Origin of the sequence: Acidovorax sp. Root217 (genome assembly GCF_001428645.1) — a bacterium.
Classification (GTDB): Bacteria; Pseudomonadota; Gammaproteobacteria; order Burkholderiales; family Burkholderiaceae_C; genus Acidovorax.
Genome location: NZ_LMIH01000006.1, coordinates 380538 through 405817 on the forward strand (window position 1 = coordinate 380538; position 25280 = coordinate 405817).

19 protein-coding genes are annotated in these 25280 nt (G+C 69.2%); 11 read left to right on the top strand and 8 right to left on the bottom strand.

Features of this window, described 5'->3' with window-relative positions; all coding sequences use genetic code 11:
• Nucleotides 1-42 precede the first annotated feature (42 nt).
• The 3 genes from ssb to ASE31_RS05825 form a co-directional block, all read right to left on the bottom strand.
• Complete coding sequence (gene ssb / locus ASE31_RS05815) at nucleotides 43-615, bottom strand: single-stranded DNA-binding protein (RefSeq protein ID WP_057200573.1); 573 nt, start codon at nucleotides 613-615, stop codon at nucleotides 43-45.
• 133 nt (nucleotides 616-748) lie between these two features.
• Complete coding sequence (locus tag ASE31_RS05820) at nucleotides 749-1930, bottom strand: MFS transporter (protein ID WP_057200574.1); 1182 nt, start codon at nucleotides 1928-1930, stop codon at nucleotides 749-751.
• 172 nt (nucleotides 1931-2102) lie between these two features.
• Nucleotides 2103-4802 carry a sulfite reductase flavoprotein subunit alpha gene (locus tag ASE31_RS05825; protein WP_200961076.1) on the bottom strand — a complete coding sequence of 900 codons (2700 nt, stop codon included), beginning with the start codon at nucleotides 4800-4802 and terminating at the stop codon, nucleotides 2103-2105.
• A gap of 191 nt (nucleotides 4803-4993) precedes the next feature.
• On the opposite strand from ASE31_RS05825, the gene uvrA reads away from it, so the two are divergent.
• Complete coding sequence (uvrA, locus tag ASE31_RS05830; RefSeq protein WP_082604052.1) at nucleotides 4994-8086, top strand: excinuclease ABC subunit UvrA; 3093 nt, start codon at nucleotides 4994-4996, stop codon at nucleotides 8084-8086.
• 3 nt (nucleotides 8087-8089) lie between these two features.
• Here the strand turns inward: uvrA and ASE31_RS05835 are convergent, their stop codons facing one another.
• Together ASE31_RS05835 and ASE31_RS05840 are read right to left on the bottom strand one after the other, a co-directional pair.
• A complete protein-coding gene (locus tag ASE31_RS05835) occupies nucleotides 8090-9058 on the bottom strand; it encodes an alpha/beta hydrolase (RefSeq protein ID WP_057200575.1) in 969 nt (322 codons plus the stop codon).
• A gap of 64 nt (nucleotides 9059-9122) precedes the next feature.
• Nucleotides 9123-9446 carry a hypothetical protein gene (locus ASE31_RS05840; protein WP_057200576.1) on the bottom strand — a complete coding sequence of 108 codons (324 nt, stop codon included), beginning with the start codon at nucleotides 9444-9446 and terminating at the stop codon, nucleotides 9123-9125.
• 165 nt (nucleotides 9447-9611) lie between these two features.
• On the opposite strand from ASE31_RS05840, the gene ompR reads away from it, so the two are divergent.
• Both ompR and ASE31_RS05850 read left to right on the top strand, forming a co-directional pair.
• The gene (ompR, locus tag ASE31_RS05845) at nucleotides 9612-10352 is read left to right on the top strand and encodes a two-component system response regulator OmpR (RefSeq protein WP_057200577.1); all 741 of its coding nucleotides are present in this window, start codon (nucleotides 9612-9614) and stop codon (nucleotides 10350-10352) included.
• Nucleotides 10349-11698: an ATP-binding protein gene (locus tag ASE31_RS05850; RefSeq protein WP_057200578.1), complete on the top strand. Its 1350-nt coding sequence runs from the start codon at nucleotides 10349-10351 to the stop codon at nucleotides 11696-11698. The genes ompR and ASE31_RS05850 overlap by 4 nt, the downstream gene beginning before the upstream one ends.
• Nucleotides 11699-11707: 9 nt before the next feature.
• Here ASE31_RS05850 and ASE31_RS05855 read toward each other — a convergent pair whose 3' ends face one another.
• Nucleotides 11708-13666: a methyl-accepting chemotaxis protein gene (locus ASE31_RS05855; protein WP_057200579.1), complete on the bottom strand. Its 1959-nt coding sequence runs from the start codon at nucleotides 13664-13666 to the stop codon at nucleotides 11708-11710.
• Nucleotides 13667-13889: 223 nt separating this feature from the next.
• Here ASE31_RS05855 and ASE31_RS05860 point away from each other — a divergent pair, with 223 nt between their 5' ends.
• The gene (locus ASE31_RS05860; protein WP_057200580.1) at nucleotides 13890-14342 is read left to right on the top strand and encodes an acyl-CoA thioesterase; all 453 of its coding nucleotides are present in this window, start codon (nucleotides 13890-13892) and stop codon (nucleotides 14340-14342) included.
• A gap of 124 nt (nucleotides 14343-14466) precedes the next feature.
• Here the strand turns inward: ASE31_RS05860 and ASE31_RS05865 are convergent, their stop codons facing one another.
• Entirely contained in the window at nucleotides 14467-16593 is a 2127-nt protein-coding gene (locus tag ASE31_RS05865) for a hypothetical protein (RefSeq protein WP_157412369.1), read from the bottom strand.
• A 78-nt stretch (nucleotides 16594-16671) separates the two neighbouring features.
• The gene (locus tag ASE31_RS05870; protein ID WP_057200823.1) at nucleotides 16672-17463 is read right to left on the bottom strand and encodes an IclR family transcriptional regulator; all 792 of its coding nucleotides are present in this window, start codon (nucleotides 17461-17463) and stop codon (nucleotides 16672-16674) included.
• A gap of 166 nt (nucleotides 17464-17629) precedes the next feature.
• On the opposite strand from ASE31_RS05870, the gene ASE31_RS05875 reads away from it, so the two are divergent.
• The 7 genes from ASE31_RS05875 to ASE31_RS32430 form a co-directional block, all read left to right on the top strand.
• On the top strand, nucleotides 17630-19390 hold the full coding sequence (locus ASE31_RS05875) for an FAD-dependent oxidoreductase (RefSeq protein ID WP_057200583.1): 1761 nt from the start codon (nucleotides 17630-17632) through the stop codon (nucleotides 19388-19390).
• A 39-nt stretch (nucleotides 19391-19429) separates the two neighbouring features.
• Nucleotides 19430-20206 carry an SDR family NAD(P)-dependent oxidoreductase gene (locus ASE31_RS05880; protein ID WP_057200584.1) on the top strand — a complete coding sequence of 259 codons (777 nt, stop codon included), beginning with the start codon at nucleotides 19430-19432 and terminating at the stop codon, nucleotides 20204-20206.
• A gap of 71 nt (nucleotides 20207-20277) precedes the next feature.
• Nucleotides 20278-21477 (top strand): ABC transporter substrate-binding protein, encoded by a 1200-nt coding sequence (locus ASE31_RS05885; protein WP_057200585.1) that lies wholly within the window; start codon nucleotides 20278-20280, stop codon nucleotides 21475-21477.
• Nucleotides 21478-21559: 82 nt separating this feature from the next.
• Nucleotides 21560-22483, top strand: coding sequence for a branched-chain amino acid ABC transporter permease (locus tag ASE31_RS05890; protein WP_057200586.1), 924 nt, complete (start codon nucleotides 21560-21562; stop codon nucleotides 22481-22483).
• Entirely contained in the window at nucleotides 22480-24252 is a 1773-nt protein-coding gene (locus ASE31_RS05895; protein WP_057200587.1) for an ATP-binding cassette domain-containing protein, read from the top strand. Before ASE31_RS05890 ends, ASE31_RS05895 begins: the two co-directional genes overlap by 4 nt.
• A 15-nt stretch (nucleotides 24253-24267) precedes the next feature.
• Nucleotides 24268-24981 (top strand): ABC transporter ATP-binding protein, encoded by a 714-nt coding sequence (locus ASE31_RS05900; RefSeq protein WP_057200588.1) that lies wholly within the window; start codon nucleotides 24268-24270, stop codon nucleotides 24979-24981.
• 29 nt (nucleotides 24982-25010) lie between these two features.
• A partial coding sequence (locus ASE31_RS32430) for an MBL fold metallo-hydrolase (protein WP_235514277.1) occupies nucleotides 25011-25280 on the top strand: 270 nt, incomplete at its 3' end.

Sequence of the window (25280 nt, forward strand, 5' to 3'; positions counted from 1 at the left end):
TGCACCAGCCCGGCAATCATGCGCAACACGCCCATTCGGTGCTCAGAACGGGATGTCGTCGTCCATGTCGTCGAAGCCCGAGGCTGCGCGAGGTGCGGGCGCAGGGGCCGGGCGCGCGGCGGGCGCGGCGGGGCGCTGCTGTGCCGGAGGGGCGGGGCGGCGCTGTTGCTGGGGCGGGGCCTGGTCGTAGCCGCCACCGCCCTGGTCGCCGCCGTAGCCGCCACCATCGTCATAACCGCCGCCCTGCTGGCCGCCACCGCCCTGGCCGCCGCCCATGCCCTGGCGGCTGCCCAGCATCTGCATCTGATCGGCACGGATTTCGGTGCTGTACTTCTCGACGCCCGCCTGGTCGGTCCATTTGCGCGTGCGCAGGCTGCCTTCCACGTAGACCTGCGAGCCCTTGCGCAGGTACTGGCCGGCAATCTCGGCCAGGCGGCCATTGAAGACCACGCGGTGCCACTCGGTGGCTTCCTTCATTTCGCCGCTTTGCTTGTCTTTCCACTTGTCGGTGGTGGCAATCGTCACGTTGGCCACCTGGTCGCCACTGGGGAAGGTGCGCATTTCAGGGTCGCGGCCGAGGTTGCCGACGATGATGACTTTGTTCACGGATGCCATGGTGCTGCTCTACCTACTTGATGTTGGGGGGCGCTGGTGTGCTCTCCGGTCCGTGGAGAGTCTGCGCGCCGAACGCGCCATTGTGCCGCAAGCCGGGGTGGCCGGGGCGGGCGGGAATCTGTTACAGAAACGCTCAGTGCCCCTGGCCCCGCCCCGTGGGGCGCAGCGGCCAGGTCAGCACCAGCCATAGGGCGGTCAGCACGGCCGTGGTGGCAAAGAGGCCTGGTGCGCCCGCCCATTTGACCAGGGCACCGCCCAGGGCGCCGCCGGCAAACAGCCCCAGCGACTGCAGGGTGTTGTAGCTGCCCAGGGCCGCGCCGCGCAGGGCGGCGGGGGCCATGCGCGAGACCAGGCTGGGCTGGCTGGCCTCCAGCGCGTTGAAGCCGCAGAAGAACACGAACAGCAGCGGCCCCAGCACCCACAGCGTGGGCGTGGCGCCACTGGCCGCCAGGCCGCCAAGGCCCAGTTGCACCACCAGCACCAGGGCGATGGAGCCCAGCAGGGCGGCGCGCAGGTGCCCGGCGCGCTCCAGCGCGAACAGGCCCCCCATGGCGGCGAACGACAGCACCACCGCTGGCAGGTAGGCCTGCCAGTGGTGGTCCTTGGGCAGGCCGGCCTGCACCAGCATGGCCGGCACGGCCACCCACATGGACAGCTGCACCGTGTGCAGCACGAAGACGCCCAGGTTCAGGCGCAGCAGGTCGGGGTGGGCCCAGACGTCGGCCAGGCGGCCCCGAGGGGCATTTTTGTGCTCCGTGGGTTCGGGGGGAACCAGCCACAGCACCACGGCCACGCCGGCCAGTGCCAACGCGCAGGTCAGGCCGAACAGGCCCGACAGGCCGATGTGGGCGGTGAGCAGCGGTGCGGCCACCAGGGCGACGGCGAACATCAGGCCGATGCTGCCACCCACCAGGGCCATGGCCTTGGTGCGCACCGCATCGCGGGTCTGGTCGGCCAGCAGGGCCGTGACGGCGGCCGACACGGCGCCCGCGCCCTGCAGCGCCCGGCCCAGCAGCAGCCCGGTGAGCGAGTCGGCCAGCGCCGCCAGCAGGCTGCCGCCGGCAAACACCAAGAGGCCGAGCACGATCACGCGCTTGCGCCCGAAACGGTCCGAAGCCATGCCCAGCGGCAGCTGCAGCAGCGCCTGGGTGAGCCCGTAGATGCCCATGGCCAGGCCCACCAGGGCCGGGTCATCGCCCCCGGGGTACTTGCGCGCCTCCAGCGCGAACACCGGCAGCACCAGGAACAGCCCGAGCATGCGCAGCGCGAAGATCAGCGCCAGGCTGACGCTGGCGCGGCGCTCCAGCGGCGTCATGGCGTGCGCGGCCGTCGGCGGCAGGGGGGCAGAGGGGGAAGGGGCGGCACTCGGGGCCGGGGAAGGCATGAACAAGGAAGGGGGCTCGGTGGACGGCTGGCGCAAACCCCGATTCTCGCCCATCCCCCTGTCCGTTGACTTTGATCAAGAACAAACGGCCATCCGCTTGCGCTCAATAGACGTCGCGCCGGTAGCGTCCGTCCGCGATCAGCGCGTCAATCGCATCGGCGCCCAGCACCTCGGCCAGCACCGCATCCACGCCCGAGCCCATGCCCTGGGCACTGCCGCAGACATAGAGGATGGCTCCGTCAGCCACCCATGCGCGCAACTCGTCGGCGGCGGCGCGCAGGCGGTCCTGCACGTACCGGTGCTCGCCGCCATCGCGCGAGAACACGCGGTCCAGCCGCGCCAGGAAGCCAGCGGCCTGCCAACCCTCGATCTCGGCTGCGCACAGAGTGTCGTGCGCGCTATGGCGCTCGCCGAAGAGCAGCCAGTTGCGCCGGTGCCCACCTGCCACCCGTGCGCGCAGGTGCGAGCGCAGGCCTGCCAGGCCCGAGCCGTTGCCGATGAACAGGCAGGGCACGTCGCCCGTGGCCGAGTCGAAGCGCGGGTTGGCCACCAGACGCAGGGGTACCAGCGTGCCCAGCGGGGCATGCGTGGTGAGCCAGCCCGAAGCCAGACCCAGCCCGCCCGCATGCCGATCCAGGCGCACCAGCAGCTGCAGCGCGCCGTCCTGCGGCAGCGAGGCCACTGAATAGGTGCGCGGCGCCAGCGCCACCAGGGTGTCGGCACAGGCCTGGGCATCGGCAAAGTGCAGTGGCGGCACCGGCAGCACGCTTTGCGCCATGGCGTCGGCCAGGGTGCAGGGCTGGCCGGCCAGGTGCACAGTCTGCGCGCCCGCCAGGCCGGCCGCCTTTAGCCAGGCATCCACCGCTTCGGCGGAGTGTCGGGCTTGTACCTCGACCAGAGCGCCGGGGTGCCAGGTCGCAGGGGTATCACAGGTCAATGCCAGCTCGACCAGCGGCCCGCCCTCGCTGCCGGGGTTCAGGTGCTCACGGCTGGCCAAGCGCCAAGGGGTGTAGGGCAGCTCGGGGCCGGTGTCGGCCAGTGCGCCGTCCAGCGCCAGGTGTTCGGCCCCCTCCAGCGTGGCCAGGGTCTGCATCCAGCGGGCCAAGGCGGCTAGGTCGCCGCTGTCCACCTCGATCAGTGGAAACAGGGGCTCGGCACTGCCTTTGCGCAGGGCTTCGTCGAGTGCATGGCCGTAGCCACAGAAACGTGCGTAGTTGCGGTCGCCCAGTGCCAACAGACCGTAGCGCATGCCGGCCAGGGCGCCCGTGCCCTGCTGCTCCAGCAGGCGCGTGAAGCGCCGGGCGCTGTCGGGCGGCTCGCCCTCGCCAAAGCTGCTGGCCACCAGCAGAACGCGGCGGTGCGCGCGCAGCGCCTCGGGGGTGAGCTGTGCCACCGGCTGCACGGCCACGCGCAGCCCGGCGCGCTGCAGGGCCGTGGCGCTTTGCAGGGCGATGCGCTCGGCCTGCCCAGCCTGGCTGGCATAGGCCACCAGCAGGGTGTCGGTGGCCAGGGTGCCGGCCACGGCGGTGGGCACGCCCTGCCCGTGCGCCGCGCGCGCGGCCTCGGTGGCGCGGCGCTGGCGCCTGCGGTCCAGGTACAGCATCCAGCCGGTGATGGCGAACAGTGGCAGGCCCAGGCTGGCCAGCAGCATGGCCACCCGCCCCGGCAGTCCGAAATAGGTGCCCATGTGTACCGGGTAGATGGTGCTCAGCGCGCGTGCGCCCATACTGCGGTCGGCATAGCGGTCCTCGGCGCTGACCTTGCCGGTCACGGGCTCGATGGACATGCGGCTGCGCGCGCGCTCGTGCGGCGCCCTGACATCCAGCCAGGTGATCTGCACCGGCTGCCCGGGCTTGGTCGGCATGCGCAGGCTGGCCTCGGCCCAGTCGCCGGCCTGTTGCTGGAACACGGCCCAGGTGCGGGCCAGGTCCGGCGGCGGGGGCTCGGGCGCCTTGGGCTGCGCGCTGGCGGATGCCGGCGGCTTGGCGGGGGCGGTCACGCGCGGCGGGCGCTTCTGGCCGGCCCAGCCGTCCACCGTGTCGCGCACCGCGTCGAAGCACCAGTAGATGCCCGTGGCCGTGAGCGCCACGTACATCACCAGCGCCCAGGTGCCGATGACCGAGTGCAGCCCCCACAGAAAGGAGCGGCCCTTGAGCGCGGTGTCGAAGGTCAGCCAGGTGCGCCAGCGCAGCGGGTTGCGCGGCCAGCGCAGGTACAGGCCCGAGAGCGACAGGCCCAGCAGGCAGATCGCCAGCACGCCGGCCACCACGCGGCCGGGCTCGCGCGGCAGCAGCAGCCAGCGGTGCAGCGACTCGATCCACTCGAAGAAGCCATGCCCCTGCAGCTCGCCCAGCACGGCACCGCTGTAGGGGTGCACGTAGACCACGTCGCCGCGCCGCTCGCCGGGGCGCGGTACGAAGGTCACGCGTGCCGAGCCGCCCGGCTCGGCCTGCACGGCCACGCTGCTGATGCGCTCGCTGCGGCCGGCACGCTGCACCGCGTCGACCGTCTGCTGCGGGGTGAGCATGGGCCCCGCCAAGGGGGCCACCTGCCGCACCCCGGGGTTGATCAGGTCCAGGATCTCTTCGTGGAAGGCCAGCAGCGCCCCGGTGAGCCCGATGACCACCAGCACCGTGCCGGCGGTGATGCCGATGAACCAGTGCACCTGGAACCAGGCCTGGCGCAGCGTGGGCAGGGCCGGCAGGTGCCAGCGGCGGCTGCGGGTCGGCGCATCGGGACTGGACACGGGCACGGCGCTGTCGGGCGTGGTGGATGCGGCGGAAAGTGTGCGTTCGCTGGCCATGTTGCTCGGCAGGGGAGAGCGATCCACCGCCGGGGCATGGGGCGTGCCCCGGCGACAAAGCGATTAAATGAGAATGATTGTTATTTTAATGCTATCTGCATGCCCGTAGCGCCAGGTCGGCCTTGGCCGTCATTTCCGGTTGCATCGGCAACGGCCTGTGCTTTGGCAGCAGCGTGGCGGCTGCGCGGGGCATGCCGGTGGCCTATCATGGTGGGTTGTCCTGCATTGAGCCCGCCCCCGTGAAAAACGACCCTGTTGCCGCCGACGACGACCGATCTTCCGACGGCGCCTACCTGGCCCGCGTGCTGCGGGAGCAGCGCATCAGCATCCGCGGGGCGCGCACGCACAACCTCAAGAACATCGACCTCGACATCCCGCGCAACCAGCTGGTGGTGATCACCGGGCTGTCGGGCTCGGGCAAATCGAGCCTGGCCTTCGACACGCTGTATGCCGAGGGCCAGCGTCGCTATGTGGAAAGCCTGTCGGCTTATGCGCGCCAGTTCCTGGGCCGGCTGGACAAGCCCGATGTCGACCTGATCGAGGGGCTGTCGCCCGCCATCAGCATCGAGCAGAAAGCCACCAGCCACAACCCGCGCTCCACCGTGGGCACGGTGACCGAGATCCACGACTACCTGCGCCTGCTCTACGCGCGCGCCGGCACGCCGTTCTGCCCCGACCACGGCCTGCCGCTGGCCGCCCAGACCGTGAGCCAGATGGTGGACGCCGTACTGGCCCTGCCCGAGGACACGCGCCTGATGCTGCTGGCCCCCGTGGCCCGCGAGAAGAAGGGCGAGTTCACCGAGGTCTTCGCGCAGATGCAGGCGCTGGGATACATCCGCTTCCGGGTGGACGGCACGATCTACGAATACGAGAACCTGCCAGCCCTCAAGAAGACCGAGAAGCACAGCATCGACGTGGTGATCGACCGCCTCAAGGTGCGCCCCGAGATGCAGCAGCGGCTGGCCGAGAGCATCGAGGCCGTGCTGCGCGTGGGCGGCAACGAGGGCAATGGCCGCGTGCTGGTGCTGGAGATGGATTCGGGCCAGGAGCACCTGTTCAGCTCCAAGTTCTCGTGCCCGGTGTGCAGCTACTCGCTGGCCGAACTGGAGCCGCGCCTGTTCTCTTTCAACTCGCCCATGGGCGCCTGCCCGGCCTGCGACGGCATCGGCCAGCGCGAGGTGTTCGACCCGCTGCGCGTGGTGGCATTTCCCACGCTGAGCCTGGCCAGCGGTGCCATCAAGGGCTGGGACCGGCGCAATGGCTACTACTTCGCCATGCTTGAGAGCCTGGGCCGGCACTACGGCTTCGATGTCGAGGCACCCTTCGAGTCGCTGCCCGCCAACGTGCAGAACGCGGTATTGCACGGCTCGGGCGAGGAGGAGATCGCCTTCAGCTACATCATGGACAGCGGCCCCTCCAAGGGCAAGGTGCTGAGCCGCAAGCACACCTTCGAAGGCATCCTGCCCAACATGGCGCGGCGTTACCGCGAAACCGATTCGGTGGTGGTGCGCGAGGACCTGGCGCGCTACCGCAGCACCCAGCCCTGCCCCGAATGCCATGGCACGCGCCTGCGCCGCGAAGCGCGCCACGTGAAGGTGGGCGAGGGCGAGCAGGCCCGCGCCATCTTCGAGGTGAGCCATGCCACGCTCAACGACGCGCACAGCTGGTTCCGCTCCCTGTCGCTCTCGGGGTCCAAGGCCGAGATCGCCGACAAGGTGGTGCGCGAGATCACCACGCGGCTGCAGTTCCTCAACGATGTGGGCCTGAACTACCTGAGTCTGGACCGCAGCGCCGAGACGCTGTCGGGCGGCGAGGCGCAGCGCATCCGCCTGGCCAGCCAGATCGGCTCGGGCCTCACGGGCGTGATGTACGTGCTCGACGAGCCCAGCATCGGCCTGCACCAGCGCGACAACGACCGCCTCATCGCCACCTTGCAGCACCTGCGCGACATCGGCAACAGCGTGATCGTGGTCGAACACGACGAGGACATGATGCGCGCCGCCGACCACGTGATCGACATGGGGCCGGGCGCGGGCGTGCATGGCGGCCGCGTGATGGCCCAGGGCAGCTACGACACGGTGCGCAACCACCCCGAATCGCTGACCGGCAAGTACCTGTCGGGCACCTTGTCCATCGCCGTGCCCCGGCGCCGCACGCCCTGGCTGCCGGTGGTGGAGGCGGTCGCGCCGGCCCCTGCGCCGGCCAAAGGCAAGTCGCGCTTTCCCGAAACCGAGGCCAGCAAGCGCCGCGCCGAGCGCATGGCCGCCCACCATGCACGCCAGGGCGCCGTGCAGGCCCTGCGCGTGGCCGGCGCCACGGGCAACAACCTCCAAAACGTGACGGTGGACTTCCCCGTGGGCCTGCTGACCTGCGTGACCGGCGTCTCGGGATCGGGCAAGAGCACGCTGGTCAACGACACGCTGTACGCCGCCGTGGCGCGCCAGATCTACCGCGCCCACGAAGAGCCGGCCGCGCACGACGAGATCGTGGGCATCGAGTACTTCGACAAGGTGATCAACGTCGACCAGTCGCCCATCGGCCGCACGCCGCGCAGCAACCCGGCCACCTACACGGGCCTGTTCACGCCCATCCGCGAACTGATGGCCGAGGTGAATACCGCCAAGGAACGTGGCTACGGGCCCGGGCGCTTTTCCTTCAACGTCGCCGGCGGCCGCTGCGAGGCCTGCCAGGGCGACGGCGTGGTCAAGGTGGAGATGCACTTTTTGCCCGACGTCTATGTGCCCTGCGACGTCTGCCACGGCCAGCGCTACAACCGCGAGACGCTGGAGGTGCTCTGGAAGGGCCGCAACATCGCACAGATTCTGGAGCTCACGGTGGAGGACGCCTTCGCCTTCTTCAAGGACGTGCCGGCCCTGGCGCGCAAGCTGCAGACCCTGCTCGACGTGGGCCTGTCCTATATCCGCCTGGGCCAGGCGGCCACCACGCTCTCGGGCGGCGAGGCGCAGCGCGTGAAGCTGGCGCAGGAGCTCTCCAAGCGCGACACCGGCCGCACGCTCTATATCCTGGACGAGCCGACCACCGGCCTGCACTTCGCCGACATCGACCTCTTGCTCAAGGTGCTGCACCAGCTGCGCGACGCGGGCAACACCATCGTCATCATCGAGCACAACCTGGACGTCATCAAGACGGCCGACTGGCTCATCGACATGGGCCCTGAAGGCGGTGCCGGCGGCGGCATGGTGGTGGGCGTAGGAACGCCCGAGGACCTGGCGGCCAACCCGGCCAGCCACACGGGCAAGTACCTGGCGCGCTACCTCGCCTGAAGCTCAGCGCAGGCGCTGCGCGACGACCGGATCTAGCGATCCCATGAAGGCTTCGACAGCCTGCGTGTAGCCGCTCTCCAGGCCCAGGTTGGCGTTGATCTCGCCGTGCGTGAGGTCCTGCGGCAGCACCTCGGCGCGGCCGCCCAGGGCCTGCACATGGGCGGCCATGCCCTGCGCCTGCAGGCAGGGGCGGTCTGGGCGGCTGGTGGAGCACACGAACTGGTAAGGCGGTTGAGCCCCGGTCACGGCCTGGTAGGGCGAGATCGCCAGCCAGAAGGCCGGATCGCTGCCCAGCACCTCGTCGTACAGCGGATAGTGCGGCAGCGACATCACGACCGGGGCGTTGAGCAGCGCACTGTCGAGCGACACCGTGCCCAGCCAGGGCGTGACGCCCAACTGCTGCAAGAGCGGCGCATGCGCGTTGACGAACGACACCAGGTGCGCCCCGGCCGAGTGGCCCATGAGGATGAACTTTGCGGGGTCGGCGCCCCACTGCGCGGCCTGCTTCTGGGCGGTGTCGAGCGCCACTGCCACGTCGATGGCCTCCTGCAGCACGTCGACGGCCGGGTGCAGCCGGTAGTTGACCGAGATGAAGACGAAGCCGCGCGGCACCCAGCGCGCCGCCTTCTCCTGCACCACGCGGGACATGGCCTTGTCGCCCGTGCGCCAGCCGCCGCCGTGCACCATGAAGATGACCGGTGCGGGGCCGTCCACGCTGCTGCGCGGGGTGCTGGGCAGGTACACGTCCATGCGCTGCAGCGGGTCGGGGCCATAGGGTACGTCGGCGATGCGCTGCACGCCGGCCGGCAGCGCGGTCACGGTGCCGCCGCCCGCATCGTCGAAGAAGCTACCGGGATCCATCGGTTGCGCATGGGCCGGAGCCACGGCAGCGAGCGAGGCCAATGCCAGCCCCAGGGGCAATGCGGCCCGGCGGGCCCAGGTGCGAAGGCGGAAAGCGGGGGGGGTGGTCATGCTGGTGTTCTCCTGCAATGGTAGTGAAATGGACGGAAACGGGGGGTGGAGCTGGCTAGAGGGGCTACTGCGGCGTGCCCTTGCGGCTGGCCAGGCGCGCGGCGATGGCGGCGGTGATTTCGGCCTCGCTCACGAAGCCCTTGCGCTGGGTGTCGATCTGGTCGAACGCGTTGTAGACGCGCGGCATGCCGGCCTGGGCCTCGGCACGGGTGAGCTGGCCGTTGCCGTCCTTGTCGGCGGCCATGAAGCGCTGGTGCAATTGTTCGCGCGCCTCTCGCATCTGCTGGGTGCGTTGGCCGGGCGGCGCGGCCTGGGCGCTGGCACCAGCCACCAGGCCCGCGGCGAGCAGGCAGGCCACGGCCAGCGTGCGGGTGGAGGAAGAAATCATGGGTCGGCTCCTGGGGCAATGGGTTGTGGATGCCCCGACTCTGGCGCCCAGGTGTGAGCCATTTGTGGCGTGGATGGGCCGATGTATGACAAAGCATGACGAAGTGGCCTGCGGCAGGGCCTTGCGCCCTACCATTGCCCCATCCTGAGTTGCACGCCCTCCCCTATGACCGAAGCCCTGGCCCGTATCCTGGTGGCCGATGACGAGCCCGACCTGCGCGCCCTGCTGCAGCGCTACCTCAGCGACCAGGGCTATGCCGTGCGTACCGTGGATGGCGCCGGCCCGCTCGATGCACTGCTGGCGCGCGAGCGTTTCGACGTGCTGGTGCTCGATGTGATGATGCCGGGCGAGGACGGCCTGTCCATCTGCCGGCGCCTGCGCGCGCAGGGCGAGACCATTCCCATCCTCATGCTCACGGCGCGCGGCGACCCGGTGGACCGCATCATCGGCCTGGAGATGGGTGCCGACGACTACCTGCCCAAGCCCTTCAACCCGCGCGAGTTGCTGGCCCGCGTGCAGGCCATGGTGCGGCGCCAGCGCATGCTGGGGGCGCACACCGGCCCGCTGCAGGCTGGCGGCATCATCCGGTTTGGCGATTTCACGCTGTGGGTGGATGAGCGCCGGTTGACCCGCGACGGCCAGGACGTGCCCCTGACCAGCGGTGAGTTCGCCCTGCTGCAGACCCTGGCCCAGCAGCCGCGCCGCCCGCTCGGGCGCGACCGGCTGATGGCCCTGGCCTACGGGCCCGACCACGAGGCCACCGACCGCAGCATCGACGTGCAGGTGATGCGCCTGCGCAAGCTCATCGAGACCGATGCGGCGCAGCCGCGCCACATCCGCACCGTCTGGGGCGTGGGCTATGTCTTCATGCCGGACGGTGCGGCGCCGACCGGGGGCAATGCATGACCGCCACGGCGCCTGCGCAGGGCTGGTGGCCGCGCAGCCTGCTGGGGCGCAACCTGCTGCTCATCACGGCGCTGGTGGTGGCTAGCCAGCTGTGCGCTGTGGTGCTGGTGCGCCAGATGATTTTGCAGCCGCGCGTGGCCCAGGTGGCCGACGGTGTGGCGCGCAATGTGGCCGCCCTGCGCGCCGGGCTGGACGTGCTGCCGCCCGCACAGCGCGCCGCCTTTGTCGAGGCCTTCAACCGCCAGGCGGCCCAGGCTGTTCTGGAATCCGACGAGCCGCCGTCTCCGCGCCGGCGCGCCCTGCTGTCGCCGCTGGAGCAGCGCTTCGTGCAGGCGGTGGCGCGGCGCTTGGACCAGGCCGAGGCCAGCGCGGCCGGTGCGCCGCGCTGGCGCCGCGATGGCGCGGGCATGCTGGCGCTGCGCGTGACGCACGGCGGCACCGACTACTGGCTGAATCTGCCCAGCGTATTCCCCACGCGCGAGTTCACGGGCGCCTGGCTCATGGCCACCGTCGCTGGCGTGCTGCTCGCCCTGCTCGGGGCCTGGTGGCTGCAGCGCCACCTGAACAGGCCGCTGGCACGCGTGGTGGCCGCCGCGCAGCACCTGGCACAAGGCCAGGCGCCCGCCCTTCTGCCTGAGGATGGGCCCCAGGAGATCGCCACCGTGGCGCGCAGCTTCAACCAGATGGCGCGCAGCCTCGCCGAAGCCGACCGCGAGCGCGCGCTGATGCTGGCCGGCGTGTCGCACGATCTGCGCACCCCTTTGACCAAACTGCGCCTGGGGGTGGAGATCGCCCAGGCGCATGTGGACGCGCCGCTGGCCGCCAGCATGGCGCGCAGCATCGAAGAGATGGATGCCATCGTCGGCCAGTTCCTCGACTTCGCGCGCCTGGGCGACGGCGAGGCCCCCGTGGCCGCCTCGCTCGATGAACTGGCCCGGGCCGTGGCCGAGGCGCAGGCCGACCATGGCCGCGCGGTGCTGCTGGAGCCGGGATCAACGCCAGCGGTGCCCGTGCATATACAAGCGCTGCGGCGTGCCGTGGACAACCTGGTCGAGAACGCCTGGCGCCATGGCGCTGCGCCCGTGGTGCTGAGAACGGGCGCCGGTGCGGCTGGCGTGTGGATCGAGGTGGCGGACCATGGCCCCGGCATCCCTCCCGCCGAGCTGGAGCGCATGCGCCAGCCTTTCGTGCGCGGCGGTGGCGGCGCACGTGCAGGCATTCCGGGGGCCGGGCTGGGCCTGGCCATTGCCGAGCGCGTGGCACGCGCGCATGGTGGCGCGCTGGAGCTGCACAGCGCTCCGGGTGCCGGCCTGCGCGCGCGGCTGGTGCTGGCGCGCCCGACGTAGATTGGCGAATCAGCGCAGCCGCGGTGCGGACGCCGGGGCTGTCTCCCCGACGCGGAACACCGACACCACCTGCACCAGCTCTTCGGCCTGGCCTTGCAGGCTGCTTGCCGCCGCTGCCATCTCCTCGACCAGGGCCGCGTTCTGCTGCGTGGCCTGGTCCATCTGCGTCACGGCCTCGCCCACCTGGGCCACGCCCAGCGACTGTTCGTGGCTGGCGGCGCTGATCTCGCCCATGATGTCGTTCACCCGGCCGATGGCGGCCACCACCTCGTGCATGGTGCCGCCGGCGCGCTCCACCAGCAGGTTGCCCTGCTCCACACGCTCGACGCTGGCGTGGATCAGCGTGCGGATCTCGCGCGCCGCCTCGGCGCTGCGCCCGGCCAGGCTGCGCACCTCGCTGGCCACCACCGCAAAGCCCCGGCCCTGCTCACCCGCGCGTGCTGCTTCCACTGCAGCATTGAGCGCCAGGATGTTGGTCTGGAAGGCAATGCCATCGATCACGCCGATGATGTCGGCGATCTTCTTCGACGAGGCGCTGATGTCCTGCATGGTCTGCACCACCTGGGTGACCACATCGCCGCTTTGCACTGCAATGGTGCGCGCATTGCCGGCCAGTGCACTGGCCTGGCGTGCGCTGTCCGCATTCTGGCGCACCGTCGAGCTCAGCTCTTCCATCGAGGCTGCGGTTTCTTCGAGCGCGCTGGCCTGGCTCTCGGTGCGCGCCGAGAGGTCGTTGTTGCCCTGCGCAATCTGGGCACTGGCCGTGGCCACGCCTTCGGATCCGCCGCGCACCTGGCTCACCACGTCGGTCAACTGGCGGCGCATCTGCACCAGGGCCGCCATGAGCTGGCCGACCTCGTCCGTGCCGTGGGCCGTGGCCGTGCCGCGCAAGTCGCCCTGGGCCACGGCATTGGACAGCTGTACCGCCTGCGCCAGCGGCACGGTGATCGAGCGCACGAAGGTGCGCCCCAGTGCCACCGCCACCGCCAGGGCCACGGCCAGCAGGCCGAGCTGCCACAGCAACTGGCGCTGCAGGCCCGAGGCCCGCTCCTGCAGCGCGCCGTTGAGCAGGTCCATGGCCTGGGCATTGAGCGCATACAGCGCGTCGATGGTGCGGGTGAATTCGTCGAAGTAGTCCGAGGCCGGCGCAGAGAGCTCGGCCGCGCCGATGACCTCCCTGTCGGCGCGCTGCAGTGCCTGCTGAACCTGGGTGTTCACCGCCTGCGCCGGGCCGCCCAGCGCCTGGCGGAAGACCGGGTTGTGCACCATGGCGCGCTCCAGGCTGCGCAGCGTATCGCCCTGCAGTTCCACCACGCGCTGCTGAAGTGCCATCAGGCCGCCCTTGCCTTCGGGCGCCAGGGCCTTGCCGCTCAGCGCGGCAGAACCCTGGGCGCGCATCACGCCGAGCTTTTCGCCGAGCATGGGCACGTGCACCAGCGAGGCCTGTACGAGGGCGCTTGTGTCCTGCCCGGGGTCGAGCGCCAAGCCGTAGTGGTGCAGCAAGGTCTCGTTCAGGCGCATCACCCCGGCGATGAGCTGGGTGTGTTGTGCCGTGCTCTGGGCCGGCTGCAGGCCGCGCGCGGCGACTGCCTGCTCCAGGGTCTGCCAGGTCTGGCGCAATTGCTTCCAGGTGGCTTCCTCGGCTGTGGGCACGCCCGCTTCTGCGAAGCGGGTGGCCACGTCGGCCAGGGCTTTCTCCACCGCCTCGCGCGCTGCAGGCCGGCGCGCCGCCAGGGCCTCGTTGCCGCCGAGCATGCTGGCCGAAAGACCCCGGTGCACCTGCATGCCCTGCACGACCTTGTTGAGTGCCAGCAAGGGCGGTGCACCGCGCGCCTCCTGGCGCGCCGTGGCCATGTCCTGCAGGGCATCGCGCACGTGCATGAAGGTGGGCAGCGCCGTCATCGCCAGCGCGATCAGCCCGAGGATCAGAAACTTCTGGAGCAAGTTCAGACGGTTCAGGGAGGTCATGGCGAAAGCGGCAGCCGGTGCATGCGCGAGGTTGCGGGCCCGGCGCGGGGCCGGGTCAGGGAACAGGGGAGGAACGCCTGTCTTTCAGCAAGCGACATGCCAGATGCGCCGCGCTGCACCGCAGGTCGCCCCAACACGGCCGTTCGGTGGGTAGCGTTGCGTTCCTACAGGGCATCTGGCGGTAAATGGGATATACCGGGGCACCTTCCGAGGAGAGCTCCGCATGCATTCCATCACCCTGCGTTTTCTGGCGTCGCACACCGCCCCTTCGGCCTCCGGCCGTATCCATGGCGGCACCGTGCTGCACTGGATGGACGAGGCCGGCTTCGCCTGCGCCTGTTCCTGGGCCGGTGGGACTTGCGTGACGGCATTCATGGGCAGTGCCAGCTTCGAACGGCCCATCCACCCGGGCGACCTGGTGGAGGTGCAGGCCAGCCTGGCCCACACGGGCGAGACCAGCATGAACATGCTGGTCGAGGTGCGCAGCGGTGGCATCCAGGAAAAGGAGCTGCGCCAGGTCACCCATTGCGTGGCCGTCTATGCTGCGCTGGATGAAGACAGCGCCCCCCGTGCCGTGGACAAGTTCTCGCCCGAGACCCCGGGCGACATGGCCTTGGCCGAACGAGTGAACGCGCAGGTGGATGCGGCGCGGCTGCACCTCGCGCCGGCCCACTGATACGGATTTGCCTTCAACCGTATAACGTCGTTGGTTCGCCTTGCCGTGCTACAGCACTGTTTGCGGCTCCCGCCTAGTTTTACGATCGAATGCAAATCCGTATGAGATGCGATAGAACAGATTCTCAGGTCGGCGCGTTGACGGCCTGCAGGAACTCCGCGTCCTGCCGGTAGCGGTCGAAATCCGTGTCCCGCAGGAACTGCGCGGGCTGCTTGCCCAGGCGGCGGGCGTTGGCGATGGCCTCCAGCATGCGCGCCTTGTCGCCGGTGAGTGCGTAGTAGCACGACAGGTTGTACATCAGCGTGCCGTTGGTTTGCACCGCCGGGTCGAAGCCTGGGCCTATCAGGGTCGCCATCACGGCTTCGGCCAGGTCGCGTTCGTTGGTGCGCATGGCGAAGGCCAGGGTCTGGCTGGCGATCACACCGACGTTGTAGACCTGCTTGTCGTCGCGCTGGTACTTGCCCATGGACGGGTAGACCTGGGCCAGGTAGTGGCGCACCAGCCGCGAGGACGCGGCGAAATCCTCCCGGCCATTGAAGTGATTGATCAGCTGCGCATACGCATGGGTGATGTCCGAGGCATCGCCCTGCACCCGCTGCAGGTCCTGCGCCAGGTCCTGCGCGATCTGCAGGAACGCGGGCAGTGCGCCGGGCGAGCGCTGGGCGGCGGCGTTCGCATCCCTGAGCGCCTGCACCGATGCCTTGCGCGCGGATGCGGGCCGTGCCGTATTGTCCACGTAGGCCATGCGGGCGCCAGGCAGCGCCTGCTGCAGGCTGCCGCTGCGCAGCAGCACCGACATCCCCAGCGTGGGGCCTTCCAGGTCGGGCACCTGCACCACCAGCTCCAGCGGGCCCTTGCCGCCCTGCAGCCGCTCGAAGGCCGCGCGGGTTTCGCTGGCAGGCAGCTCGATGCGCAGCTGCGTGTCTTCCTCCTCGGAGGACGTGCGCCAATGCAGCGTCAGTGCCGAAGGCACGGTCTGCAGGACGGGCCACAGCGCCTGCACGGGGATCTGCGGCCCCATCCCAGCGTGGCGCTTGCGCTCGTCGGGGCTGCGCAGCCAGGTGTGCGCGGCGGGGGCGGCCGCTTCGCCGGGCCGCGCGGCAGCAAACTCCACATTGGCGCTCACGGCGTACGAACGGGTCGATGGCCCGGTGAACACCGGGCGCCACGCGCCGGCCCCCCGGCCCATGGCCTGGCCTGGCACCGCGCCGCGCGGGCGCACCAGGTACAGGCCGATATCCTTCTCGTAGTGCCGCAGCAGCGCCTCTTCGCCGGGGTGGTGCAGGTAGCTGCGTGGGTGCACGGTGAACCAGGGGTTTGCGCCCGGCAGCACGGGCGACGGATCCCACCATGCCATGTTGGGAAAGCGGAACTGCCCATCCTCCTTGGGAATGAAGGCCTTGAACTTGAGCACCTCCCTGCCCACGCGCAACTGGGTATGGGCATCGCCGAACCAGTAACGGCTGGGCAGGTTGCCAGGCACGCCCAGGGCCTTGAGGGCCACGCCCACGGTGGCCCCGAGCAACTGCCCGCTCAGGCCCTCTTCCAGGTGCAGGCGGCGGCGGTCGAAGTCCACCACCTTCACGCGCGAGATGTCTTGCCCGGTGCTGTCGAAGTCCCCGGGTTCGATCTCCGTCCAGCCCTTGCGGGCAGGGTGGTAGCCGCCAAGGCAGGTGGCATCCCAGCCCAGCTTCTCGGCCGAATGGGTGCGCTGCCGGCAATAGGTGTCCACCTTGTCGCGCTGGCGCGTGATGTCCAGGATCCACGCCTTGCCGCCCGACAGCAGGTAGGCCCAGGCGCTGGTGTCATTGCGGCCGAACTCCACGTGCTCGGCGCGGTCGAGCTCGGCGAACAGTTCGGCCTGCGAGAGGCGGTTGCCATCCACGGTGGGGGCATACGGTTTGCGCCGCCGGTCACCGCTATACACCCAGTCGCTGTAGTAGTGGGGCGTGAAGACGATGCCGGAGGTGTGGATCCCGCCGGGCACGCGCAGCGTGTCCTGCAGCTCCCCTTGCGCAGTGAATTTCCACAGGTAGCCTCCGGCCACCGCGACCAGTTGCTGGGTGCGCGGCAGCGCGAACAGGCCTTCCACCTCGCCATGCAGTACCTTGCGGACTTGCAGGTTCGGTGAGGCCGCGAGGTTCTCGGACAGGCGCGGGTACTCCTGGGGCGAGGGTTTGGCGCCAGCGGCGCAGGACAGCAATGCGTACGCGGCGCAGACTCCGAAGCGGCGGAGCGAGGAAAGGTGCATGGAAGGGGCCGGTCTGGAGGAGCGGCTATTCTGACCCACGCTGTGCACAGGCCCCGCGGGGCCTGTGCCTGTCGCGAATCAGCCCGGTGCTGGCGGCGCGGTGCGCCCGATGCGCTGCGAGACCTGAAGCGCGCACTGGCGCAGCGGCGTGGCCACCGAGCCATCCCAGCTGCTGTCGAAGCTGGCCGATGGGCCCATGGCCAGGATGCCCAGCACCAGGTGGCCTGCCGAGTCGAACACCGGCGCGCACAGGGCGTCGATGCCGGGAATCGGCTGCCCCAGCGAGCGCGACAGGCCGTGCTTGCGCGTCTCGGCCAGGGCGGCGTCGAGTTCCGCGTGGGCGGGTTCGCCCTTGGCGTCCTTGCGCGTGCCCAGGCGCTGCAGTTCATCGTTCAGGATGCGCTCCACCACCTTGGGCGGCATGTAGGCCGCGAACAGCCGGCCCGTGGCCGTATTGGTCAGCGACATCACGGTGCCCGTGCGCAGGTTCACGTGCAGAGGCTCGATGGGTTCCTCGAGCCGCACGATGGTCGGGCCCAGGTTGCCCCAAACGGCCACGGCAATGCTCTGGCCCGAGTCATTGGCCAGCGCCTCGATGAGCTGCGAGGCCTCCTTGACCGGGTCCATGCGTTGCAGCCGCGTCAGGCCCAGCTGCAGGGCCAGCGGGCCCAGCTCGTAGTGCCCGGCCTCGGTCTGGGTGACGAAGCCCACCTTCAGAAAACTCACCATGTACGGGTGCGCCTTGCCCGCGGTCATGCCGCTGGCCTTGGCCAGGTCCTTGAGCGCCAGCGGGCGCACATGCAGGGCGAGTTGCAACAGCAGGGCACTCCCGATCTCTATCGATTGGATGCCACGGCGACTTTTTTCCATGATGGGGAGTTCCAGACGGGGGGTGGCCAGTGTATCCATAAGGGTTTTCCATGATATAGGCAGATTCATTCGACTGAATCGCATTGTTTGATATTAACGGATCAATTGACAATAGTCATATGCTCGTTAGAATCCGCCGAAACACTTCGAACGTTGGAGACAAGGCATGACGCAGGACAGCATCTCGGTGGATGTATTGGTGGTGGGCACGGGCGCCTCGGGCATGGCGACGGCCATCACGGCGGCATCGCAGGGCCTGAAGGTGCTGGTGGTGGAAAAGGAAGCGCGCTTCGGCGGCACCACCGCGCGCTCGGGCGGCTGGCTGTGGATCCCGGGCACGCGCCTGGCCAGGGAGCAGGGCATCCAGGAACCGGACGGTGCTGCCCGCGCCTACCTGCAGCACGAGGCGACGACGCACTTTGACGCCGCGCGTGTCGACGCCTTCCTGGAATACGGCCCCAAGGCCATCGACTTCTTCACCCAGAACACCTGCGTGCAGTTCGACATGCCCGCCGTGTTCCCCGACTACCACGCCGAGGCCACGGGCGGCCAGCCTGGCGGGCGATCGATGGTCACGCGCCCCTTCGATGGCCGCGAACTCGGCCCGCGCATCAGGCACCTGGCGCCACCCCTGCCTGAGCTCACGGTGTTCGGCATGATGTTGGGCTCGGGCCCCGAGATCAAGCACTTCATGCGGGCTTTCAAGTCGCCCACCTCGTTCGCCTACGTGACGCGGCGCCTGAGCAAGCACGCCATGGACGTCATCGGCAACGGCCGCGGCATGACGCTGACCAACGGCAACGCTCTGGCCGGCCGCCTGGCCAAGGCCGCGATGGACCTGGACATCCCCGTGTGGCTGTCCTCCCCGGTCACGAAACTGGTGGTGGAATACGACGGCGTCAGCGGCGCGCTGGTGCAGCACGAAGGCAAGACCGTGAAGGTGACCGCCACGCGCGGCGTGGTGCTGGCCTGCGGCGGGTTCCCGCACGACGTGGAGCGGCGCAAGCAGCTGTTTCCCCACGCGCCCACCGGCAAGGAGCACTACTCGCCTTCGCCCGCATCCAACACCGGCGACGGCCTCAAGCTCGCCGAGGCCGTGGGCGGCCATGTGGACGGCACCATTCCCCATGCGGCGGCCTGGGTGCCCGCATCGGTCACCACGCGCTCAGACGGCAGCAAGGGGGTGATGCCGCACTTCATCGACCGCGCCAAGCCCGGCGTGATCGCCGTGACGCCCAAGGGCGTGCGCTTTGCCAACGAGGGCAATTCGTACCACGACTTCGTGCAGGCCATGGTCGCCGCCTGCCACGGCGAGAAGGAAGTCTCCGCCTGGCTGCTGTGCGACCACAAGGCGCTGCGTGCCTACGGCCTGGGCTGCGTAGCCCCCGCGCCGCTGCCCATCGGGCGCCACCTGCGCAGCGGCTACCTGCAAAGTGGCAACACCGTGGCCGAGCTGGCAGCACGCATCGGCGTGGAGCCGTCGGTGCTGGAGGCCACGGTCAGTGCATTCAACGACACCGCGCGCCGTGGCGAAGACCCGGCGTTCGGCAAGGGAAGCAAGGCCTACAACCGCTACCAGGGCGATGCGCTGGTCACCCCCAACCCTTGCCTGGCGCCGCTGGAGAACGGTCCGTACTACGCGATCAGGCTCGTGATCGGCGACATCGGCACCTTTGCCGGCCTGCAGACCGACGACAGGACCCGCGTGCTCAACGCCGCAGGCCAGCCGATCAAGGGCCTGTACGCCGTGGGCAATGACGCGGCCAGCATCATGGGCGGCAACTACCCCGGTGCCGGCATCACCCTGGGCCCGGCGCTCACCTTCGGCTACGTGGCCGGGATGGAACTCGCCCAGGCCCTGGTGCCCGTGCGCGAATCGGTGACGCTGCAGGACCGCGCTGCCGTGCCCGTGGCCCGCACGGCCTGAGCCTCCCCAAAAAAAGACCAGAGAAGAAGGAGCAGACATATGGTGTATCCAGAAGCAGTGGCCCCGCGCCTGCTGAACGGCCGGCTGGCGCTGGTCACGGGCGCTGGCCAGGGCAACGGCCGCGCAATTGCGCTGGGCCTGGCCCAGGCCGGCGCACGCGTGGTGGTGACCGACATGAACACGGCAGCCGTGCAGGAAACGGCCCGCCTGGTCAAGGCCGAAGGCGGCGACGCCTTCGCCTACACGCTGGACGTGACCGTCCCCGAGGCGTGCAACGCGCTGGCCGCGCAAGTGGGCAGCGAGGTGGGCGCCATCGACATCCTGGTGAACAACGCCGGCATCATCATCCGCGAGGGCACGGGCAGCGAACGCGCCGCCGCCAACTGGAAGAAGACCATCGATGTCAACGTGCACGGCACCTTCAATGTGAGCCTGGCCTGGCTGCCGGCCATCCAGTCGACCCGGGGCTCCATCATCAACATCGCCTCCATCGCCGCCTATGCCGGCCAGGGCGGCAGCCTGGGCTACTCGCCCTCCAAGGGGGCGATCAAGATGTTCACGCAGTCGCTCGCGGCCGAGCAAGCTCCCAAGGGCGTGCGCGTGAATGCGCTGGCGCCCGGCGTCATCGCCACGCCCATGACGGCGGCCACGCGCGACAACCCCGAGCGGCTCGAATCGTTCATGACCCGCATCCCCATGGGCCGCGTGGGGGAGACCGAGGACCTCATCGGCCCGGTGATCTTCCTCGCGTCCGACATGTCGCGCTATGTCACGGGCATCACGCTGCCCGTGGACGGCGGCTTCCTCGCCGTCTGATCGAGTTCCCCCTGGCCCGGCCCGGCAAAGGGTGCGAGGCAGCTTTCAACCATAAAGAAGGAGACAACACCATGCAACTCAAACGCCTTTGTGCAGGCCTGCTGGCCGCAGCCGCCGTCACCGCGATCTCGACCGGCGTGTCCGCCCAGGACATCAAGCTCGGCTACAACGGCGACCTTTCCGCCTCGCCCTCGGCCCAGAGCGGCCAGGCCGCCGTGATCGGCATGGAAGCAGCCATCGCCGACATCAACGCCGCGGGCGGCGTGCTGGGGCGCAAGCTCACGCTCACCACGCGCGATGACGTCTCGGCACCGCCCAAGTCCATCCAGAACATGAGCGAGCTGATCGACAACGAGAAGGTGGTTGCCGTGTTCGGCCCCACCAACTCGGGCAACGCCATGGCCTGGAAGCACATCGCCAACCAGAAGAAGATCCCCGTGCTGGGCAACGTGGGTTCGGGCACCGACATCACCAAGCCCATGAGCCCCGGCGCCGACAACTACATGTTCCGGGTCTCCATGGTGGACCGCGAGCAGGTCGCTGCCCTCATGGCCTACGTCAAGAAGAACGCCGCCACCTCCAAGGTGGTGGGGTTGATGGCCGAGACCACCGGCTACGGCCAGGGTGGCTTGAAGGACATGCAGGAGATCGCCGAGGTGCAGGGCATCAAGGCCGCTGCCACCGAGCGTTTCGGCGTCGGCGACACGGACATGACCTCGCAGCTGAGCAAGATGAAGGCCGCAGGCGTGGACACCGTGGTCGTCTGGGCCCAGGGCACGCCGATTGCCCAACTGGTGCGCAGCATGGAGAAGATCAACTACTTCCCGCTCACGCTGACTTCCTGGGCGGCCGACAACATCACCTTCTACGACGCGGCCGGCAAGGCCCTGGCCGAAAAGCCGCTGTTCATGCGCACCGTGAGCGAGACGCGCACCCCCGCGCAGCAAAAGCTGTTCGACCGCATCGGTGCCAAGCTCAAGGCGCCCGGCTCGTTCTCGTTCGCGCTGCATGGCTACGATTCGGTGCTGCTGTACGCCGAGGCCGTCAAGCAGGCCAAGACCACCGAAGGCTCGGCCGTGCGCCTGGCGCTCGAAGACCTCAAGACCCCCGTGCAGGGCGTGCTCAAGGCCTACGACAAGCCCTTCACCAAGACCAACCACGACGCGCTGACCGCCAAGGACCTGGTCTGGATCCGCTGGAAGGACGGCAAGCTGCTGCCCTACACCGATGCGCTGATCGGCTCGCTGACGCCAGCCGACTTCAAGCAGTAAGCACCCCTTCGACCGACGCACGACCACAACGGCCGGGCGTGGCGGGCATCCGTGTCCGCAGCGCCCGGCCGAGGAACAGAACATGACAGAAGCGCTCTTGCAGGCGATCATCAGCGGGCTGGCGGTAGGCGGTGCCTACGCGCTGGTGGCGCTGGGGTTCAGCATCACATTCACGACCACCAAGACCCTGAACTTCTCGCACGGCGAGTTCGTCTCGGCCGGTGCCTTCATCGGCATGAGCGCGCTGTTCCTGGTGCTGGGCAAGCCAGTGAGTTCCACCACCTTCGGCGACGCCATTCCCGGTGCCGGCGCGCAGCTGCTGGCCCTGGTGGCGGCCCTGGGTGCCATGGGTCTGCTGGGCTGGCTGCTGTACGCCATCGGCGTGCGGCCCTTTGCCGGGCGGCCCGGCATGGCCTGGGTGATGAGCACGCTGGGCTTTGGCGTCATCCTGCAGAGCATCGGCCTGGCCATCTGGGGCCCCAAGCCCGTGGTGGTGCCGGCGCCGGTGGGCGATGCGGTGATCCGCTTTCTGGGCGTGGGCGTGCGCCCACAGGAATTGCTCACGCTGGGCGTGACCGTGGCCATCATGCTGGTGTTCGACCGCGTGATGAACCACACCATGGTCGGCAAGGCCATGCGCGCCGTGGCCGCCAATGGCAGCGTGGCCAGCCTGATGGGCATCAATACCAATGCGGTGATGATCGGTGCCTTCGTCGTCAGCTCGGCGCTGGCGGGGCTCTCGGGCTTTCTGCTCGCGCCCATTGCCCAGGCCTCGCTGTTCATGGGGCTCACCGTGGGGCTCAAGGGCTTCTCGGGCGCCATGATCGGCGGGCTGAGCAACCCGCGCGGCTGCGTGATCGGGGGCTTCGTGCTGGGCGTGTTCGAGTCCATGGTCAACCTCTGGCAGGCGCAGTGGCGCGAGGTGGCGGTGTTCGCGCTGGTGATCCTGGTGCTGGCCTTCCGTCCCACGGGCCTGTTCGGCAAGAAGATGGTGGAGAAGGTATGAAGCAGGGCCGTCACTTCGTCGCGGTGGCCCTGGTGGCTGCAGCGCTGATCGGCGCCACGGCGCTGTTCCACAACGACTACTACCTGCGCATCGTGTTCATGATGTGCGTGTACTACCTGTGCGCCGCCGGCATGAACGTGCTGGTGGGCTACGCCGGCCAGAAGTCGCTGGGCCAGGCTGGCCTGTTCGCAGCGGGCGCCTATGCGGCAGCCCTGCTCACCACGCGCACGGAGATGAGCCCCTGGCTGGCGCTGGTGCTGGCCGCCGGTATCTCGGGCGTATGCGGCGTGCTGATCGCGCTGCCCTCACTGCGCGTGAAGGGCCCTTACCTCGCCATGGTCACGCTGGCCTTCGGCATCGTGGTGGAAAAGCTCGTGGGCGAATGGACCGATGTGTTCGGCGGCGCCCAGGGCATCTACGGCATCAAGCCGCTGACCTGGAACGGCCAGCCCTTCACCTCGGTGCAGTGGGTGTGGTTCGGCATCGTGCTGTGCGCTGCGGCCCATCTGCTGCTGCGCAACCTGATCTGCAGCCGCTTCGGCCGCGCCCTGCTGTCGCTGCAGGCCGATGAGATCGCGTCTTCTTCGGTCGGCGTGCGCGTCTACCGCGCCAAGGTGATCGCCTTCGTGGTTGCGGCCGTCACCTGCGGCATCGCCGGCGCCCTGGTGGCGCAGCAGAACCAGTACATCAACTCCGACTTCATCACCTTCCACCTGTCCATCTTCATCCTGCTCTTGGTGCTGTTCGGCGGCGCGGGCTCCATGTACGGCCCGCTGGTGGGCACGGTGATCCTCACGCTGGTAGACGCGCTGCTCGCGCGTTGGCCCTCGGCACAGCATTTCCTCTACGGCTTCCTGCTGCTGTTCGCGCTGTACGTGATGCCCGGCGGCATCATGGGCCTGGTGTCCCAGTGGTTCCAGAAGGCGAAGAAAGCCGGCCTCGCGGCTGGCGGCAGTGCCGCGCCCACGCGCATCGGGCCCGACGGCAGCGGCGAGCTGCTGGTGGTGCAGGGCGTGAGCAAGTCCTACGGCGGGGTGAAGCCCGCACAGGACGTGTCGTTCCGCCTGCAGCGCGGCCACATCCATGCGCTGATCGGGCCCAACGGCGCGGGCAAGAGCACCATGATCAACATGCTGACCGGCGTGGTCGATCCCGACCAGGGTTCGATCCGCTTCCTGGGCCAGGAGATCGTGGGCCGCCAGGTGCACACCATCTGCTGCCTGGGCATGGGCCGCACGTTCCAGAACCTGCGCCTGTTCGCCGACCTGTCGGTGCTGGACAACGTGATGCTCGGGCGCCACAGCCGCATGAGCAACGGCTTCTTCTCTTCGCTGCTGTCGCTGCCCCAGGCGCGCCGCCAGGAGGTGGCTACGCGCGAGCGCGCCATTCAGCTGCTGGACCTGGTGGGCCTGTCGCACCTGGCGCACCAGCCGGCCGGCAGCCTGCCCTACGGCCTGCAGCGCCGCGTGGAGCTGGCGCGCGCGCTGGCCACTGAGCCCCAGTTGCTGCTGCTCGACGAGCCCGCCGCCGGCCTGAACCCTCAGGAGACGGCCGAGCTGGGCCAGCTGCTGGTGCGTATCGGCAAGTGCGGTGTGAGCATTCTGATGGTAGAGCACCACATGGACCTGGTGATGTCGATATCGGACCACGTGATCGTGCTCGACTACGGCATCAAGATCGCGGAGGGCAAGCCCGCCGAGGTGCAGGCCAACCCGCGTGTCATCGCCGCATACCTGGGCGTTGACGACGACGCCGTGGCCGCCACCTGAACCGAGAGCATCAGCATGTTGAAAATCGAATCCGTCAAGGTGTCCTACGGCGCCATCGAGGCGGTCAAGGGCGTGAGCCTGGAAGTGCGCCAGAGCGAGGTGGTGACCATCATCGGCGCCAATGGTGCGGGCAAGAGCACGCTGCTCAAGAGCATCTGCGGCCTGGAGCCCGTGGGCGAGGGTCGCATCTTCGTGGACGGCAAGGACTGCACAGCGGTGCCCGCGCACCAGCGCGTGGGCCTGGGCGTGGCCATGTCGCCCGAGGGGCGCGGCGTGTTCGCCGACCAGACGGTGCGCGAGAACCTGATGCTGGGCGCCTACTCGCGCAGGGCCGAGGGCGCTGCGGCGCTGGAGGCCTCGATCCAGCGCGAGTTCGTGCGCTTTCCGCGCCTGAAGGAACGCGAGCACCAGCTGGCCGGCACGCTGTCGGGCGGCGAGCAGCAGATGCTGGCGATTGCACGTGCCCTCATGAGCGGGCCGCGCCTGCTGCTGCTCGACGAGCCCTCGCTGGGCTTGGCGCCGCTGATCATCAAGGACATCTTCGACGCCATCCGCCAGCTGCGCGATGCGGGCCTGACCATCCTGCTCGTCGAGCAGATGGCCAAGCAGGCCCTGGGCGTGGCCGACCGCGCCTACGTGCTCGAAACCGGCCTCATCACGCTCGAAGGCTCGGGCGTGGAGCTGCTCAACAACCCCAAGGTCAAGGCCGCCTACCTGGGCACGCATTGACACCATCTGGATCACCAAGGACCCACCCCATGACCACCAAGACCTTCGCCTCCGCCGCCGACCTGGAAGTCAAGCAGGTCAGCTTCGACAAGCTGTCCGAGCACACCTACGCCTACACCGCCGAGGGCGACCCCAACACCGGCATCATCATCGGCGACGATGCCGTGATGGTCATCGACACCCAGGCCACCCCCGTCATGGCGCAGGACGTGATCCGCCGCATCCGCGAAGTGACGGACAAGCCCATCAAGTACGTGCTGCTGTCCCACTACCACGCGGTGCGCGTGCTGGGCGCCAGC